General features: G+C 56.8%; 13 protein-coding genes. 9 read left to right on the top strand and 4 right to left on the bottom strand.

The window, feature by feature from the left end; translation table 11 throughout:
• Nucleotides 1–50 precede the first annotated feature (50 nt).
• The 4 genes from trmH to LPW13_RS01200 all read left to right on the top strand — a co-directional run bounded on the left by trmH (nucleotide 51) and on the right by LPW13_RS01200 (nucleotide 3,605).
• Complete coding sequence (gene trmH, locus LPW13_RS01215) at nucleotides 51–737, top strand: tRNA (guanosine(18)-2'-O)-methyltransferase TrmH (RefSeq protein WP_230437633.1); 687 nt, start codon at nucleotides 51–53, stop codon at nucleotides 735–737.
• A gap of 316 nt (nucleotides 738–1,053) precedes the next feature.
• Nucleotides 1,054–1,782 carry a dienelactone hydrolase family protein gene (locus tag LPW13_RS01210; protein WP_230437632.1) on the top strand — a complete coding sequence of 243 codons (729 nt, stop codon included), beginning with the start codon at nucleotides 1,054–1,056 and terminating at the stop codon, nucleotides 1,780–1,782.
• A 99-nt stretch (nucleotides 1,783–1,881) separates the two neighbouring features.
• Nucleotides 1,882–2,829, top strand: coding sequence for an ABC transporter ATP-binding protein (locus LPW13_RS01205; protein ID WP_230437631.1), 948 nt, complete (start codon nucleotides 1,882–1,884; stop codon nucleotides 2,827–2,829).
• A 14-nt stretch (nucleotides 2,830–2,843) separates the two neighbouring features.
• A complete protein-coding gene (locus tag LPW13_RS01200; RefSeq protein ID WP_230437630.1) occupies nucleotides 2,844–3,605 on the top strand; it encodes an ABC transporter permease in 762 nt (253 codons plus the stop codon).
• A gap of 90 nt (nucleotides 3,606–3,695) precedes the next feature.
• Here the strand turns inward: LPW13_RS01200 and LPW13_RS01195 are convergent, their stop codons facing one another.
• Complete coding sequence (locus LPW13_RS01195) at nucleotides 3,696–4,352, bottom strand: TetR/AcrR family transcriptional regulator (protein WP_230437629.1); 657 nt, start codon at nucleotides 4,350–4,352, stop codon at nucleotides 3,696–3,698.
• Between the two features lie 287 nt (nucleotides 4,353–4,639).
• On the opposite strand from LPW13_RS01195, the gene LPW13_RS01190 reads away from it, so the two are divergent.
• The gene (locus LPW13_RS01190; protein WP_230437628.1) at nucleotides 4,640–5,773 is read left to right on the top strand and encodes an efflux RND transporter periplasmic adaptor subunit; all 1,134 of its coding nucleotides are present in this window, start codon (nucleotides 4,640–4,642) and stop codon (nucleotides 5,771–5,773) included.
• 130 nt (nucleotides 5,774–5,903) lie between these two features.
• Entirely contained in the window at nucleotides 5,904–8,969 is a 3,066-nt protein-coding gene (locus LPW13_RS01185) for an efflux RND transporter permease subunit (RefSeq protein WP_230437627.1), read from the top strand.
• Between the two features lie 297 nt (nucleotides 8,970–9,266).
• Here the strand turns inward: LPW13_RS01185 and LPW13_RS01180 are convergent, their stop codons facing one another.
• The 3 genes from LPW13_RS01180 to LPW13_RS01170 form a co-directional block, all read right to left on the bottom strand.
• Nucleotides 9,267–10,187 carry a glycerophosphodiester phosphodiesterase gene (locus tag LPW13_RS01180; RefSeq protein ID WP_230437626.1) on the bottom strand — a complete coding sequence of 307 codons (921 nt, stop codon included), beginning with the start codon at nucleotides 10,185–10,187 and terminating at the stop codon, nucleotides 9,267–9,269.
• Nucleotides 10,188–10,256: 69 nt separating this feature from the next.
• Nucleotides 10,257–11,090, bottom strand: coding sequence for a glycerophosphodiester phosphodiesterase (locus LPW13_RS01175; RefSeq protein WP_230437625.1), 834 nt, complete (start codon nucleotides 11,088–11,090; stop codon nucleotides 10,257–10,259).
• A gap of 154 nt (nucleotides 11,091–11,244) precedes the next feature.
• Entirely contained in the window at nucleotides 11,245–12,672 is a 1,428-nt protein-coding gene (locus tag LPW13_RS01170; RefSeq protein WP_230437624.1) for a DUF5129 domain-containing protein, read from the bottom strand.
• A gap of 820 nt (nucleotides 12,673–13,492) precedes the next feature.
• On the opposite strand from LPW13_RS01170, the gene LPW13_RS01165 reads away from it, so the two are divergent.
• Genes LPW13_RS01165 through LPW13_RS01155 form a run of 3 tightly spaced genes read left to right on the top strand, consistent with a single transcriptional unit; the run spans nucleotide 13,493 to nucleotide 14,948 of the window.
• The gene (locus LPW13_RS01165) at nucleotides 13,493–14,083 is read left to right on the top strand and encodes a response regulator transcription factor (RefSeq protein ID WP_230437623.1); all 591 of its coding nucleotides are present in this window, start codon (nucleotides 13,493–13,495) and stop codon (nucleotides 14,081–14,083) included.
• A complete protein-coding gene (locus LPW13_RS01160) occupies nucleotides 14,080–14,529 on the top strand; it encodes a curli production assembly/transport protein CsgE (protein WP_230437622.1) in 450 nt (149 codons plus the stop codon). The genes LPW13_RS01165 and LPW13_RS01160 overlap by 4 nt, the downstream gene beginning before the upstream one ends.
• Nucleotides 14,529–14,948 (top strand): curli assembly protein CsgF, encoded by a 420-nt coding sequence (locus LPW13_RS01155; RefSeq protein ID WP_268932661.1) that lies wholly within the window; start codon nucleotides 14,529–14,531, stop codon nucleotides 14,946–14,948. The genes LPW13_RS01160 and LPW13_RS01155 overlap by 1 nt, the downstream gene beginning before the upstream one ends.
• The last annotated feature ends 14 nt before the right edge of the window (nucleotides 14,949–14,962 follow it).

Genomic DNA, 14,962 nt, shown 5'->3' with positions numbered 1-14,962 from the left:
CGATGCTATAATCCGCAGCCAGAAAAGAACCAGACTACGAAAGAAGTACCATGAGCCGCGCCCGCTACGAGAAATTCAAACAGGTGCTCCGCCAGCGCCAGCACGACATGACCCTGCTCACCGACCAGGTGCACAAAGGCCAGAACATCTCCGCCATGCTGCGCACCGCCGACGCCGTCGGCATTCCCGAAATCCACATGGTACAACCCAGCTACGGGCACCTGCTGTATCACAATACCGCCGGCGGTAGCGGCCGCTTTACCGGCAACGCCGTCTACCCTGACATCCAGACCGGCATGACCGAACTCAAAAGCCGCGGCATGCACCTCTACGCCGCCCACTGGTCCGACCGCGCCATCGACTTCCGCCAAGCCGACTACACCAGACCCTTCGCCCTCGTCATGGGCGCCGAAAAACACGGCCTCAGCGACTACGCCGCCGAACACGCCGACGACCACATCACCATCCCCATCATCGGCATGGTAGAAAGCTACAACGTCAGCGTCGCCGCCGCGATCATTTTGCAGGAAGCCATGTACCAGCGGCAGCAGGCGGGGATGTATGACAATAAAACGCTGGACGAGGACGACCCGGCGATCAAGGAAACCCTGTTCCGGTGGATGCATCCGAAACTGGTGAAATACTGCGAGAAGCACGGGTTGCCGTTTCCGGAGATGGATGAGGATGGGGATATCATCCCGCCGAAAGATCCGAAGTACCGTCAGCCAAATAGTTAGATTGATATCCCAGTTCTAGTTGGTGGATGCGCTTTTCCACCCTGCAACTACCCGAACGTTCATCGGACGGTAAAACTTTGATGCGAAGGCGAAGTGCCGGGTGCGGGTTTTCAGGAGCGTCGGCAACAGGGACGTTGCCGACGCAGCTTACATGGACGTACTCGTAGCGGTCCTGAAAACCCGCACCCGGTGCTTCGCCGCCACAAAAATACCCAACCGCCACACAGAGACCCGCCCCACCGCCGTTGCTTTGACCAACCGACCCATCTAATCTGTGCACACTCAATCAGAAAGCCCTTTCTCCAAGGAGGACACAGTGCATACCGAGAATATCGAATACACCGTCGATGGCGAATCTTTCACCGGCTACCTGGCCTATGACGAAACCGTTGAAGGCAAACGCCCGGCCATCCTCCTCGTCCACGAATGGTGGGGCCTCAACGACTTTACCCGCGAAGAAGCCGAACGCCTCGCCGCCGAAGGCTACATCGCCTTCGCCCTCGACATGTTCGGTACCGGCGTCGGCGCCGACAACCCCACCGACGCCGCCGCCCTCATGAACAAAACATTGGAAACCGAAGGCGCCGCCCGCAAACGCTTCCAGGCCGCCCTCGACCTCATCAATAACCACGAAACCGTAGAAACCGGCGAGATCGCCGCCCAGGGCTACTGCTTCGGCGGTGCCGTCGCCCTCACCATGGCCCGCCTGGGCCTGCCGCTGAAAGGCGTGGTCAGCTTCCACGGCGATCTAGGAACCGATGTAAAGATCAAACCCGGTGACGTCAAAGCCCAGATCCAGGTCTACACCGGCGGCGATGACGATATGATCCCCGCAGAGCAGGTCGCCAACTTCGTGCAGGAAATGCAGACCGCCGGCGTGCGCTTTGATGTCATCAGCTACCCCAGCGCCAAACACGGCTTCACCAACCCCGCCGCCACCGGCCGTGGTGAAAAGTTCGGCATTCCATTGGCGTACAACGAAGAAGCCGCCAACGATGCCTACGAAGGTGCCGTCGCCTTCTACAACAAGATCTTTGACTTCTAAAAGGCTGCTGAAGAACACGCTTTTCACTGTTTCGAGTGGCGCCGGCCACCGCCTTCAGGGCAAAATAGCCGGCGCTAGCGAATTCCAAAAGGGGGAAGCGTGCAACCAATTATCTCCATCCAGGGCGTCGGCAAAACCTATGCCGGCGGTTTTACCGCACTCAAGTCCGTCGACCTCGATATTGAGCGTGGTGAAATCTTCGCCCTGCTCGGCCCCAACGGCGCCGGCAAGACCACACTGATCAGTATCATCTGCGGCATCGTCAATTCCAGTGTCGGCACCGTGCTTGCGGACGGGCACGATATCCAGCGCGAGTTTCGCCACGCCCGCAGCAAGATCGGCCTGGTGCCTCAGGAACTTTCCACCGACTCCTTCGAAAGTGTCTGGGCAACGGTCAACTTCAGCCGCGGCCTGTTTGGTAAGGCCCCAGACCCCGCCTATATCGAAAAAATCCTGCGTCAGCTCTCCCTGTGGGAAAAGCGCGACAGCAAAATCATGGCCTTGTCCGGCGGTATGAAACGCCGGGTGATGATTGCCAAGGCCCTCTCCCACGAGCCCAAGATCCTGTTTCTCGACGAACCCACCGCCGGTGTGGATGTGGAGCTGCGCCGGGATATGTGGGAAATGGTGCGGGAGCTGCGCGAGAATGGCGTAACCATTATTCTCACCACCCATTACATCGAGGAAGCCGAGGAAATGGCGGACCGTATCGGGGTAATCAACCACGGCCAGCTGGTACTGGTAGAAGATAAACACACCCTGATGCGCAAACTGGGCAAAAAACAGCTGACGGTCCATTTGCAGAATCCGCTACAGACACTGCCAGAGGCGTTGGCGGAGTTTGACCTGGAACTGGCAGATGACGGTCACCAGCTGATCTACACCTTTGATACCCAACGTGAGCAAACCGGTATCGCCGAGCTGTTGCGCAGCCTCAACCAGCAAGGTGTCGAATTCCGGGACCTGCACTCCAGCGAGAGTTCGTTGGAAGAAATTTTTGTCAATCTGGTACATCAGAACCAGAACGAGCGACTGCAGGCCGGGTGAAGGAGAAAAACACCATGAATATTTACGGCATCCGCGCCATCTATAAATTTGAAATGGCCCGCACTGCGCGCACCCTGATGCAAAGCATCGCCTGGCCGGTGATATCCACCTGCCTGTACTTTATCGTGTTCGGCACCGCCATCGGCAGCCGCCTGGGAGATATTGAGGGTGTGAGTTACGGGGCATTTATCATCCCGGGGCTGATCATGCTGTCGTTACTGTCCGAGAGTATTTCCAACGCCTCGTTCGGGATCTTCTTTCCCAAGTTCAGCGGCACCATTTACGAAGTACTATCGGCACCTGTCTCGGCGTTCGAGATTGTCGCCGGCTATGTGGGCGCGGCGGCGACCAAGTCGGTGATTATCGGCATCCTGATTCTGATTACCGCACGCTTTTTTGTGGATTATGAGATTGCGCACCCGTTCTGGATGTTCGGCTTCCTGATCCTCACTGCAGTCACCTTCAGTATGTTCGGGTTTATCATCGGCGTATGGGCGGACGATTTCCAGAAACTGCAGATCATTCCGCTGATGGTGATCACGCCGCTGACTTTTCTCGGCGGCGCCTTCTATTCCATCAATATGTTGCCGGAATTCTGGCAGAAGGTGACCCTGTTCAACCCGGTGGTGTACCTGATCAGTGGTTTCCGCTGGGCATTTTACGGCGTGGCGGATGTGAACGTGGGCATCAGCCTGGGAATGACGATACTGTTTTTACTGCTGTGTATGTTCAGCGTGTGGTGGATATTCCGCACTGGTTACAAGATCCGTACGTGATTCTCCCCGGGACCTATCAAATAAAAAAGGCCCGCATGGATATTCCATGCGGGCCTTTTTTCTCCCGAACCAACAGCGTATCCCACCAGTTCAAACACCGAACGCGCGCAAGAATATCCGCACCGCTTCCGCCACATGCTCCCGGCTCTCTTCCCTGCTAGGAGGAGGACGGCACCCAAGCATGATCTGGAGATGCCGGCAGCCCCCCTGTAACATGCCAAAAAACAACTCCACCGCACGCTCCGGGGACGGCACCTGTAGCTGCTGCAACTCGTTGGCACGCTGGAAAAAACTGACCATGGCGCTCTGGGTTCGTTGCGGGCCCGCCTCGCAAAAGAGTCGCGCCATTTTCGGGTCATCGGCACCGATGGCGTTGATCAGACGCATCGAGTCTTCGCTGTAGACCATCTCCAGAAACGCTTCGCCGATGTTCTGCAGCATTTCCGCCACCGAACCACCGGGTTCAAGGGTGAACATCGGCAACGGCATCAAATTTTCGCACTTGGCCTCAATCGCGGCGAAATACAGGGCCTCCTTGCCGGAGAAATGGCTGTACACCGTCAACTTGGAGACGCCCGCCTCCCGGGCCACGGCATCCATGCTGGTGCTGGTGAAGCCGTGGGTCAGAAACAGGGATTTGGCCGCATCCAGAATCGCATGTCGCTTGGCGGGGTCTTTGGGGCGACCACGGCCCGCTGGGGGCTCTGCCGATGTAGGGGAAGTCTGTTCGCTCATGGTTGTCATCATTTTGCCGGCCGCGTCTCCGATCCCTATCGCACCCGCGAAGGAGCACAGATCTGTGTAGAAACAGGCGCACACCGCCACTGAATTAGTGGACTCTCCAGTTCAATATATTTACTATACTCAATAGTATAGCAATTAAGCTTGGCCCGCTTCGAATAGCGGGTATAGAGACTACTGTACCAGTTTCCCGGGAAGCGATACGGCGATGTGGCACTTTTTCGCCATCTGGCCGACAACTCCGGTTGGTCGGCAGTCGCTCTCCACCAACAACCGCAAGGAACGAGGTAACCATGAACCGCTTCCAATCCGCCAGTCGACCTGCCCTCGGCCTGCTGCTGACCGCTGCGCTGGGTGTGTCGCTCACCGCGTGCTCTCCGCCGGAGTCCAATCAGCAGAAGCCGCCCCGCCCCGCCGTAGTGGTCCAACCCACCGCTGCCGAAGGCCAGCTTGCGGTCTATCCCGGCGAGGTGCGTGCGCGCCATGAACCCGCGCTGGCATTCCGGGTTGGTGGTGAGGTAACCCGCCGGCTCGTACAGGTGGGGGACCGGGTAAAAAAGGGACAACCGCTGGCGCAGCTGGACGCGGAAGACCTTTTGCTGCAGCGTGATAGCGCCCGCGCTCAGCTCACCGCCGCCGAGGCCGAACACCGCAATGCCAAAAGCGAGCACACCCGATATGAGGAACTACTGGCACGCAAGCTGGTGGGAGAATCCCGCTTCGACGCGGTCAAAACCCGCCTGGACGCCAGCGCCGCGCAGCTCAGACAGGCCCGCGCCCAACTGGAAGTAGCGGAGAACCAGGCCGCCTATGCAGTACTGAAAGCCCCCCGCGACGGTGTTATTGCCCAACGTATGGTGGAAGCCGGCCAGGTGGTGAATGCGGGCCAGACCGTATTCACCCTCGCAGCCGAGGGCGAACGGGAAATACGCATCGACCTGCCAGAACAGAATATCGCCCGCTTCAAAGTGGGCCAGCCGGTAACACTGGAACTCTGGTCGCGTCCGGGCGAGCCCTACAGCGGCCAGATCCGCGAACTCTCCCCCGCCGCCGACCCCACCCTGCGTACCTATGAAGCCCGGGTGGCCTTCGACAACTCTTCCGCAGATGCAGAACTGGGACAGAGTGCACGGGTGTATGTGCAGAACACCATTGGCGCACCACTGCTCAGCGTACCTATGTCCGCCGTCACCGCCGATGGCGATAGCGCGCACCTGTGGAAGCTGGACCAGCACAATTTCACGCTGGTCAAAACTCCCGTCGTGGTCGCGAACTACGGCAACGAGTTCGCCCAGATCCAGTCCGGGCTCAGCCCGCGCGACTGGATTGTCGCCGCCGGCACACAGTTGGTACGGGAAGGCCAGCGGGTACGGCCGGTAGACCGCAACAACCGCCCCATCGAATTCGAGGTTGCCGGACAACCCTGAGAAAAAACGGATAGCGTCACGCGCCTTTCTTAGCCACATGCGAAGGCGTCGATACCGGGTGTGGTCTTGTGAGACCGCCACTCAACAGCTTTAGCCGTAGAACGAATCAAAGAGTACGGACCACTAAATCATGCGATTCAACCTCTCCGAGTGGGCGCTGAAAAACCGCCCGCTGGTACTCTACGCCATGCTGGTCATCAGCATCATGGGTGCCATTTCCTACACCCAGCTTGGCCAGAGCGAAGACCCGCCCTTCACGTTCAAGGTGATGGTCGTGAATACCCTGTGGCCCGGCGCCAGCGCCGAAGAAGTCTCGCGACAGATCACAGAGCGTGTGGAAAAGAAACTGATGGAGACCGGGGACTATGACAAGATCACCTCCTTCTCCCGTCCCGGCCAATCCCAGGTTATGTTTATGGCCCGCGACGATATGCGCTCCAAGGATATTCCCGATCTCTGGTATCAGGTGCGTAAAAAAGTCGGCGACATCCGCCACACCCTCCCACCAGATATCCAGGGACCGTTCTTTAACGATGAGTTCGGCACCACCTACGGCAATATTTACGCCCTCACCGGTGACGGTTTCGACTACGCCCTGATGAAAGACTACGCCGACCGCCTGCAGCTGGCCCTGCAACGGGTAGAGGACGTGGGTAAAGTGGAATTGCTCGGCGTACAGGACGAACGTATCTGGGTTGAAATCTCCAATACCAAGCTGGCGTCACTGGGTATTCCCATGAGTGCGGTGCAGTCCGCATTACAGGGACAGAACAGCATCGCCGATGCGGGCTTTGTGGAGGCCAGCAGTGACCGCGTGCGTATTCGCGTGAGCGGCCAGTTCCGCACCGTGGAAGAGATCCGTGATTTTCCCATCCGTGCCGGTGAACGTACCCAGCGGCTGGGTGATATCGCCGATATCCATCGCGGCTTCAGTGATCCGCCCCAGCCCCGAGTGCGGTTTATGGGCGACAACGCCATCGGTATCGCCGTGTCGATGAAAAAAGGCGGTGATATTCTCGCCCTGGGAGAAAACCTCGATGCCACCTTTGCCGAATTGCAACAGGACCTGCCACTGGGCCTGACACTCAGCAAGGTGTCCGATCAGCCGGCGGCGGTGCAGCAGAGTGTGGGAGAATTCGTCAAGGTGCTCGCCGAAGCGCTCATCATCGTCATGCTGGTGAGCTTCTTCTCCCTCGGTGTGCGCACCGGGCTGGTGGTCGCCCTGTCGATTCCCCTGGTGCTGGCGATGACCTTTGCGCTGATGCATTACTTCGGTATCGGCCTGCACAAGATTTCCCTGGGCGCACTGGTGCTGGCACTGGGATTGATGGTGGACGATGCCATCATCGCCGTGGAAATGATGGCGATCAAAATGGAACAGGGGCTCAGCCGGCTGAAGGCGGCCGGCTTTGCCTGGACCAGTACCGCCTTCCCCATGCTGACCGGCACCCTGATCACGGCGGCGGGCTTTCTGCCGATTGCCACCGCGCAGTCCGGCACCGGTGAATATACCCGCTCGATTTTCCAGGTCGTTACCCTGGCCCTGCTCGCCTCCTGGGTGGCCGCCGTGGTATTCGTCCCCTACCTGGGTGCACGCCTGCTACCATCTCCGGCGGAAACCGGTGATCAAGGATCGGGTAAAGGTGCAGAGCAAGATCCCTACGACAAGCCTTTCTACCGTCGCTTCCGCAAAGTCGTAAACGGGTGCCTGCAGTACCGTAAAACCGTTCTGCTCGCAACGGTACTGATCTTTGCCGGCGCGATTTTCCTGTTCCGGTTTGTACCGCAACAGTTCTTTCCCTCCTCTGCGCGGCTGGAGCTGATGGTGGACCTGAAACTGAACGAGGGTGCCTCACTCAATGCCACCAGCGAGCAGGTGACGCGGCTTGAAACCCTGCTGGCCCAGCACCCGAAAGTCGAAAACTATGTAGCCTATGTGGGTACCGGTTCGCCGCGTTTTTATCTGCCGCTGGATCAGCAACTACCGGCGGCGAGCTTCGCCCAGCTCGTGGTGCTGACCCGCTCGGTGGAGGAGCGGGAAGAAGTGCGCAGCTGGCTGATCGACACTTTACGCGAGCAGTTCCCCAGTGTGCGCACGCGGATATCGCGACTGGAGAATGGACCGCCGGTGGGGTATCCGGTGCAGTTCCGTGTATCCGGAGAACACATACCCGAGGTTCGGAAGATTGCCCGAGCAGTGGCAGACAAGGTACGTGAAAACTCCGCGGTGGCCAATGTACACCTCGACTGGGAGGAGCCGAGCAAAGTCGTGCGCCTGCATGTAGATCAGGCCCGGGCGCGAGCCCTGGGGGTCAGCAGTGCCGGACTGTCGCGCGCACTGGAAGGGTCACTGTCCGGCACGACGGTAGGCCAGTTCCGCGAGGACAATGAACTGATCGGGGTCCAGGTGCGCGGTGGCGAGACCGAGCGCAATGCGTTACATCAAGTGGGCCACCTGGCGGTACAGACCAGCAGCGGCCGCAGTGTGCCACTGAACCAGGTCGCAACGCTGGAGTACGGTTTCGAGGAAGGGGTGATCTGGCATCGCAACCGCCTGCCTACGGTTACAGTGCGCGCGGACATTTATGGCAAGCAGCTGCCGGCGACGGTGGTGAATGCGGTGTGGCCGCAGTTGCAGGAGATTCGCGATGAGTTACCACCGGGTTACCTGCTGGAGATTGGCGGCAGTGTGGAGGAGTCTGCCCGCGGTCAGGAATCGGTGAATGCGGGCATGCCCCTGTTTCTGCTGGTGGTGTTTACCCTACTGATGTTACAGCTGCGCCGCTTTTCTCTGGCGACGATGGTGTTCCTTACTGCACCGCTGGGGATTATCGGGGTGACCTTGTTCCTGCTGTTATTCAATCAGCCATTCGGGTTTGTGGCGATGCTGGGTACGATTGCGCTGGCGGGGATGATCATGCGCAACTCGGTGATTCTGGTGGATCAGATTGAACAGGATATTGCCCAGGGACTTTCTCAATGGGAGGCGATTGTGGAGTCTACGGTGCGCCGTTTCCGGCCGATTGTGTTGACCGGGTTGACGGCGGTGCTGGCGATGATTCCGCTTTCACGCAGTGACTTTTTCGGGCCGATGGCGGTGGCGATCATGGGTGGACTGATTGTAGCCACGGCGCTGACCTTGCTGTTTTTACCGGCTTTGTATGCGGCGTGGTTCCGGGTTAAGCGCGAAGACTGATGGAGTGGGACTGTTCTTTCCTGATCCAGAGGTATAGCTACTTCCTTGCGCAGTGGCGGTGCCGCTACCGTGTATCGCCTTCCGGGACACGCCGTAAACCCAGTCCGGCCGCTTCAGCGCGGCGCCTTCGGCCCATGGGGGCTCGTCTGCGACCGTCCCGGCCGCAGACGGTCCCGGAAGGTGATACACCGTATCAGCACCTGCGCGCGGGGCTTCAGAGACCCAAACTGAACTGGAAGCGAGTCCCCACACCAGACAGAGTGATAGCTGGCTAAAAGAGCTACTGCATCTCCGCATTCAATTTTTTTCTGCCTCCATCTCATCCAGTACTTTGCGCAGGCGATCCGGCCTGTCAGTCATAATGCCGTCTACGCCCATTTCCGCCAGTCTGCGCATCTCTTCCTCCTCATTGACCGTCCACACGTCTACCCGGATGCCGCGAGACTGGGCCTGTTCGACGGATTCCGGTGAAATCAATTTAATACCGTTGTACTCCACCGGGATATGCAGTGCCTGATAGCGCGGGGTGACCAGGCGCATGGCCTTTAACCGGGAAGCAATCGCGAACAGGCGCACTTCATCGGAACCCGCACCGGTAGCCACGTGGGGGCAGTGTTCTCGGAAGGCATCGATGGCGGGTTGGTGGAAGGAGGAGATGATTACCTGGTTGCTTTTGTTGAAGGCGCGCACGGTGCGGCAGAGGCTATCTGCGGCTGCGGGATCGGGGGTTTTGAGTTCAATGACCATGGGGTATCTGGGGAAGGTTTCAAATACTTCATCGAGGGTGAGGATTTTTTGGGGGTTCTCCCGGTAGGGAAATGTTTTGCCATCCTGGGTCCAGTTGTGAGCGACATTGAGTTCTCGCAACTGCGCGAGGGTCAGGTCGCGGATCGCACCGTTGCCGTCAGTGGTTCTGTCCACGGTGTCGTCGTGCATCAATACCAGTTCGCCATCAGCGGTGGCGTGGATGTCCATCTCCAGACTATCCACTTTCAGGGCTGCCATCTGCTGCAGGAATTCCCGCGTGTTCCCCGGATACAGGCCCTGCCCGCTGTCGTCGGCGTGAGAAATAATCAGTGGCCGCGGCTGGCCGCTGTCGTTGATGGCGGGAATAGGGAACTGTAAGCCGGTATCTGGAGCAGGTTTGGCGGCGAGCCAACGCCAGCCGATAAATATCACCATCGCCAGCAACAGTAAGTACAGGATTTTCTTCAGCATTTTATTAGAGGTGTTGTGATTGCGTTTTACGGACCTGGCAGTGCGCCAGGATCGTCTGCGTCACCTACTCTAGCGCAGAGCCAGCAGCCTGTCTGGTCGATTGGTGACAATCCCATCCAGCCCCAATTCGATGTAGCGCTGCATATCGAGCTCCTCATCCACGGTCCAGACCGAGAGGTGCAGGCGGTGGCGGCGGGCGGCACGGATAAAGCGGCGGGTGAATACCGGGATGCCATGAAAGCGCATGGGAAGTTGCATGGTCTGGTAGGCGGGATTGAGCAATCGCTCGACGCCGACAAGTTGGGCGACGAAGAACTTCAACGCTTCTCTCATGGTCGCGCCGGTTGCAACGGTGGGAGACAAAGCGCGAAACCTACTGATAACGGCCTGGTGGAAGGAGGAAACAATCACCCGATCCTGACAGCGGGCGTTGTCGATTGCACGGCTCAGCACCTCGGCTGCCGCCGGATCATCGTTTTTCAGTTCGATGATCTTCGGGGTATCTGGCACGGCCTCGAAGACCTCGTCGATGGTAACAATGGGCAGGGAGTTGTCGCGATAGGGGTATGGCCCGGGCTCACCCGAGATATCCACAGCCCGCCAATGATAGGCGGCATTCAGTTGGCGCAACTCCGCGAGGCTGTGCTCCCTCACTTGGCCCTGGCCATCAGTCGTGCGTTCGAGCGTAGGATCGTGCATCAGCACCAGCTGATTATCTGCCGTGAGGTTGAGGTCCATTTCCAGGGCGCCCACTCCAAGCGCCACCATCTGCTGTAGATACAACAGGGTATTGCCCGGGAACAATCCCTGGCCGGACTCATCACCATGGGCGATCACCAGCGGACGATGATCGGCCTCGGGAGCGAACGGGCGCCCACCCCCCATGTCCAGAGAAGGTGCCATCAGTGAAAGAGCGTCTCCAGGGGTTCCAGATCATTGATGACCTGCCGCTGAAACACCTGCTTTCTGACAATGAGCTCCCCGCGGCTGCTCAACCACAGAAGCGGAAACTGAGTCGCGAGATATGTTGCAGGTATTCCCTGAATAAACTGAAATTTCATGAAGGCTGCTCCATCTTTTCCATTGAGTTCAGCTCCGCTTTTTGTGCACTTTTCTCACGCCAGCTCAGATAGCGGTTTTCCAGCCATAACGGGAAGAAGATCACGATATCGTAGACCCTGACCAGTATATTGCCTGCACCCAGTAGCCCGGCACCCAGCAGTCGCAAGAATACGCAAATCAGACGCAGAGTAAAGGCAGACAGCGCACCGATCACAGTACGTGTCGTGGCAATGAAATTCTCCAGGGGAATAGCGACAAAGGCCAGAGCAAACGGCAGGATAAATCCCATTCCCATCTGTGCCACTGTTGTAATCCAGTAGACGCCAGCGGCAGGTTCCGCCAGAGCTTCTCCATGTAACTGCGCACTCACTGCCAGATTTTCCTGCGTCAGGATTTCGCGCATAAACGCGAGTCCCGCTTCTACTGTAGCGAGAGAGAACAACAGGAAGAAGGCAGACCACATCATACGTGTACGCAACTTGTCACTGAGCGCACCGATAACCGGGAACAGCCGTGTAATACGCAGGCACTCCATCACAAACAAACCCATGGTGATCTCAACCAGAATAATCACCAACGCGGATATATCGGCGACCTTGAAACTGCCGATATAACTGGTACCCCCCACTATTTCGGTCATCGGCCGCGCGATCAAGTGGAAATTGATCAATACCCCACCCACCCCTATCGCAAGAACAAACGCAGAAATGAAAAACTGGCTGAGGGAAGATGAGGACAGCAGACGCTGCGCGCGGTCGCTGGATTGCAGAATTTCCTCGTAGCGCTCCATATGCCCATCCACCACACTCGACCGCTGCTGCACACTGAGGAACGTTTTATTCACGCGGCCCAGGCTGTTCAGGATCGAACGCCAGGCGGGCATCATGCGCTTCAGCAGCTGATGCCTTTCCCGCGCGGCTTCACGGTAGGCTTCCAGCGCCTTGGCCTCCGCCTTGCGCATGGAGACGTGAATAGTTTCCAGCACATCCCCCACTACCGGGTCTTTTTTCGCAGGAATTTCCGCTACGGCTTGGATGGCCTTAGCCCAGTTACTGGGCTCCGGCGGCACTTCAGAGCTCCGCACGTAGTCTTGATCAATGACTGTCAGTTGTTCACAGAGCTTGCGGTGCAGATCCGGGTACTGACTGAGCTCTTTCTTCATTGCCGCTTCGATGCGGTCAAACTCACGCTCGATATTTCGCTCGGTAGCCTCGCGCCCCACGGCCAGCAATACCTCCCGGTTGCGCTGTTGCAACCGGAACTCGGTGGCAGCTACCGCATTGGCTGCCAGGCGGAAAGAATGATGAAAAAAGCGGGCCAGTGAGAAAACGCCCTGATGGACCGGCTTGCGGGCAAGAAACAGTGCAATCAGCGCGACAATAAACCACAACCACGGCGGCAGACTGTGAAAAAGTTCGGTCATGCTACAGCTCCTTTTCTGCCATTCGGCAGGTTGCAGTCAATATGTACAGACCCTACTTCAGTCTCTCATGGTGTCTGATTACTTCTTATTCACGGGTTCTTGAATGGGCTATAGGTTGGTTGTGGGCCAATGGCAGAAGTCGACATTGACAAGCACATCGATATCGTACCAACTGTCGACAATCTTATCCGCCGCAAAGTCACACTTGGAGGGCTTTGATGGCCGGAAAGTTCGCCTTTCGGTGGAATTCAGCGTCAGCCCAACTGTTTGCGGAAGTACAAGGTAGAAAGCCTCATCACTACCGCGATACTCCCAGCAGTGCCAGACTAAGCCTGAGGATACCGACATCCCGCAGCTTGATCCCTAACCTGAACGGAATGTTCCCGGTTACAGGGTCCGCGACCGCGCGCTGCGCCTCCACTTCCACCTGCACCGTCTCCGATTCTACCAGTACGCCTCCGGCACCCCCATTTCAACTAATCGTCCCTTAGCAAAAAATGAAAAATATTACGAAACAATCTAAAAAATCAGCATTCCAACTATTTAATTATTAGAAAATTTCCTTTTACACCAGATTAATCTTAGAGCCTGTCACCAAAACTTTCTTACCCATAGATAATCACTACTACACTCCAAACAAATTTCTCAAGCGATGAGATTTTCGGCTCATCGGCACCAATTTCCGCCGCGATAGATTGCAGCAAGCGACGAAAAGTTTCGAGTTTTTGTCACATCAAAGCTCGTATAAAAAATGGCGCCGTAGAGTTCTTTTCAGAGAAGTACAGCTTGAGTGGCGACAAAATCAATTCTGGGGTTATATATGCCGATTCTCTTTTTGAGCAATTCCGGCCTGCATGGGGACTTGTTGTATTCACTTATTTCCGAATCTCTTCCCTTCAACTGGGAGAAATCGGAATTCGGCAAGCAAAGGCACTGTTTGCATCTTTATGAGGCCGTTGTTGTTGACTGCTTTTCATTGGCAGATGAGTCCACTACTGGTGGCTACACAGCCCTCAAGAAATTGAGCCACCCGAAGATCCTTCTAATCAATTTTTCCCCCAATATTCCACTGCAAACCAAGTCAGTATTGGCGGAGCACAATATTCATTTTCTGTGCAGCAACCGCGCCAGCCAGAAGGAACTAATCAGCCAGCTGCGCCAGTCGATTCAAATCAGCGCAGAAGGCAGTAGTCAGGACTTGAAAAACCGCCTGCTGCTGACCAGGCGGGAACAAGAGATCCTCGCCCAACTTACTACCGGTGAGCCCAACAGCAGCATTGCCTCCAAGTTACATTTAAGCGAGCACACCGTAAAAAATCACATGTACAACATTTTTCGCAAGATTGGTGTCAAGAACCGGGTCCAGGCCAGTAACTGGGCCAAGCTCTATCTACAGCCGGAGCAGATATGAGACTCTGCCTGCTCCTGTTTCTTCTCGTGTCACTGGACACTGCGGCGCAAGCTCTAGATGAAAGCAACAAAACGCTGGAAGAAGCCGCGGTAGCCACAGAAGACAGCGGTCGCATTGAAGATGAGATCAGCGGATTCAACATCGACCAGACCATCACCCGAACTGGACATGACCTGGCCCGATTCATGAGTGAGTACCGCAACCTGCACTATCCGGACAGCACCTACAACCTCAGTATTCACGAGCGACCTTCAGCCCGCTGGGGCAACCTGATCTGGATTACGTACAACAACAAAACGGTGTTTCGGCAATTTATCAGTCCCAGCACCAACAATATCCGGGATCTCGCAGAACAGGCATCGCAGAAAATTCACGAAATGGTACTGCAGGAAAAAATCCGGCAGGCCCTGACAGACCACCACGATCTAGCCAAGGATGAATTCTAATGAAGCGCGCAATAATAACAGGGGTCGCGTTAGCACCTTGCATTGCCCTGAGCAGTAATCTAGTGCTCGCGACAGAACTGATTTATGAGCCAACCAATCCCAACTTTGGTGGCAACCCCCTCAATGGCAGCTTCCTGCTCTCCAATGCTCAGTCTCAGGACGATCACGAGGACCCCAACAGTCCAGCAGACCTTTATGAACAACCCAGTGCCCTGGACCGATTTTCTGATTCACTGGAAACCCGGTTGCTCAATCAGCTTCTTACGGATGTTGGTGATGGCAATAGCGGCGAGCTGATTACAGATGACTTTATCGTACAGATCGTCGATACCGACGGGGTATTAACGGTGCTGATCACTGATCGCGCCACCGGGGACAAAAGTGAAATTGTAGTGAGTGGCCTGAACCCCACCAACTAATCGTAACACCACCG

Source organism: Microbulbifer celer, assembly GCF_020991125.1.
GTDB lineage: Bacteria > Pseudomonadota > Gammaproteobacteria > Pseudomonadales > Cellvibrionaceae > Microbulbifer > Microbulbifer celer.
Note: the sequence above shows the minus strand (reverse complement) of the source record. Positions and strands in the feature narration are given on the sequence as shown.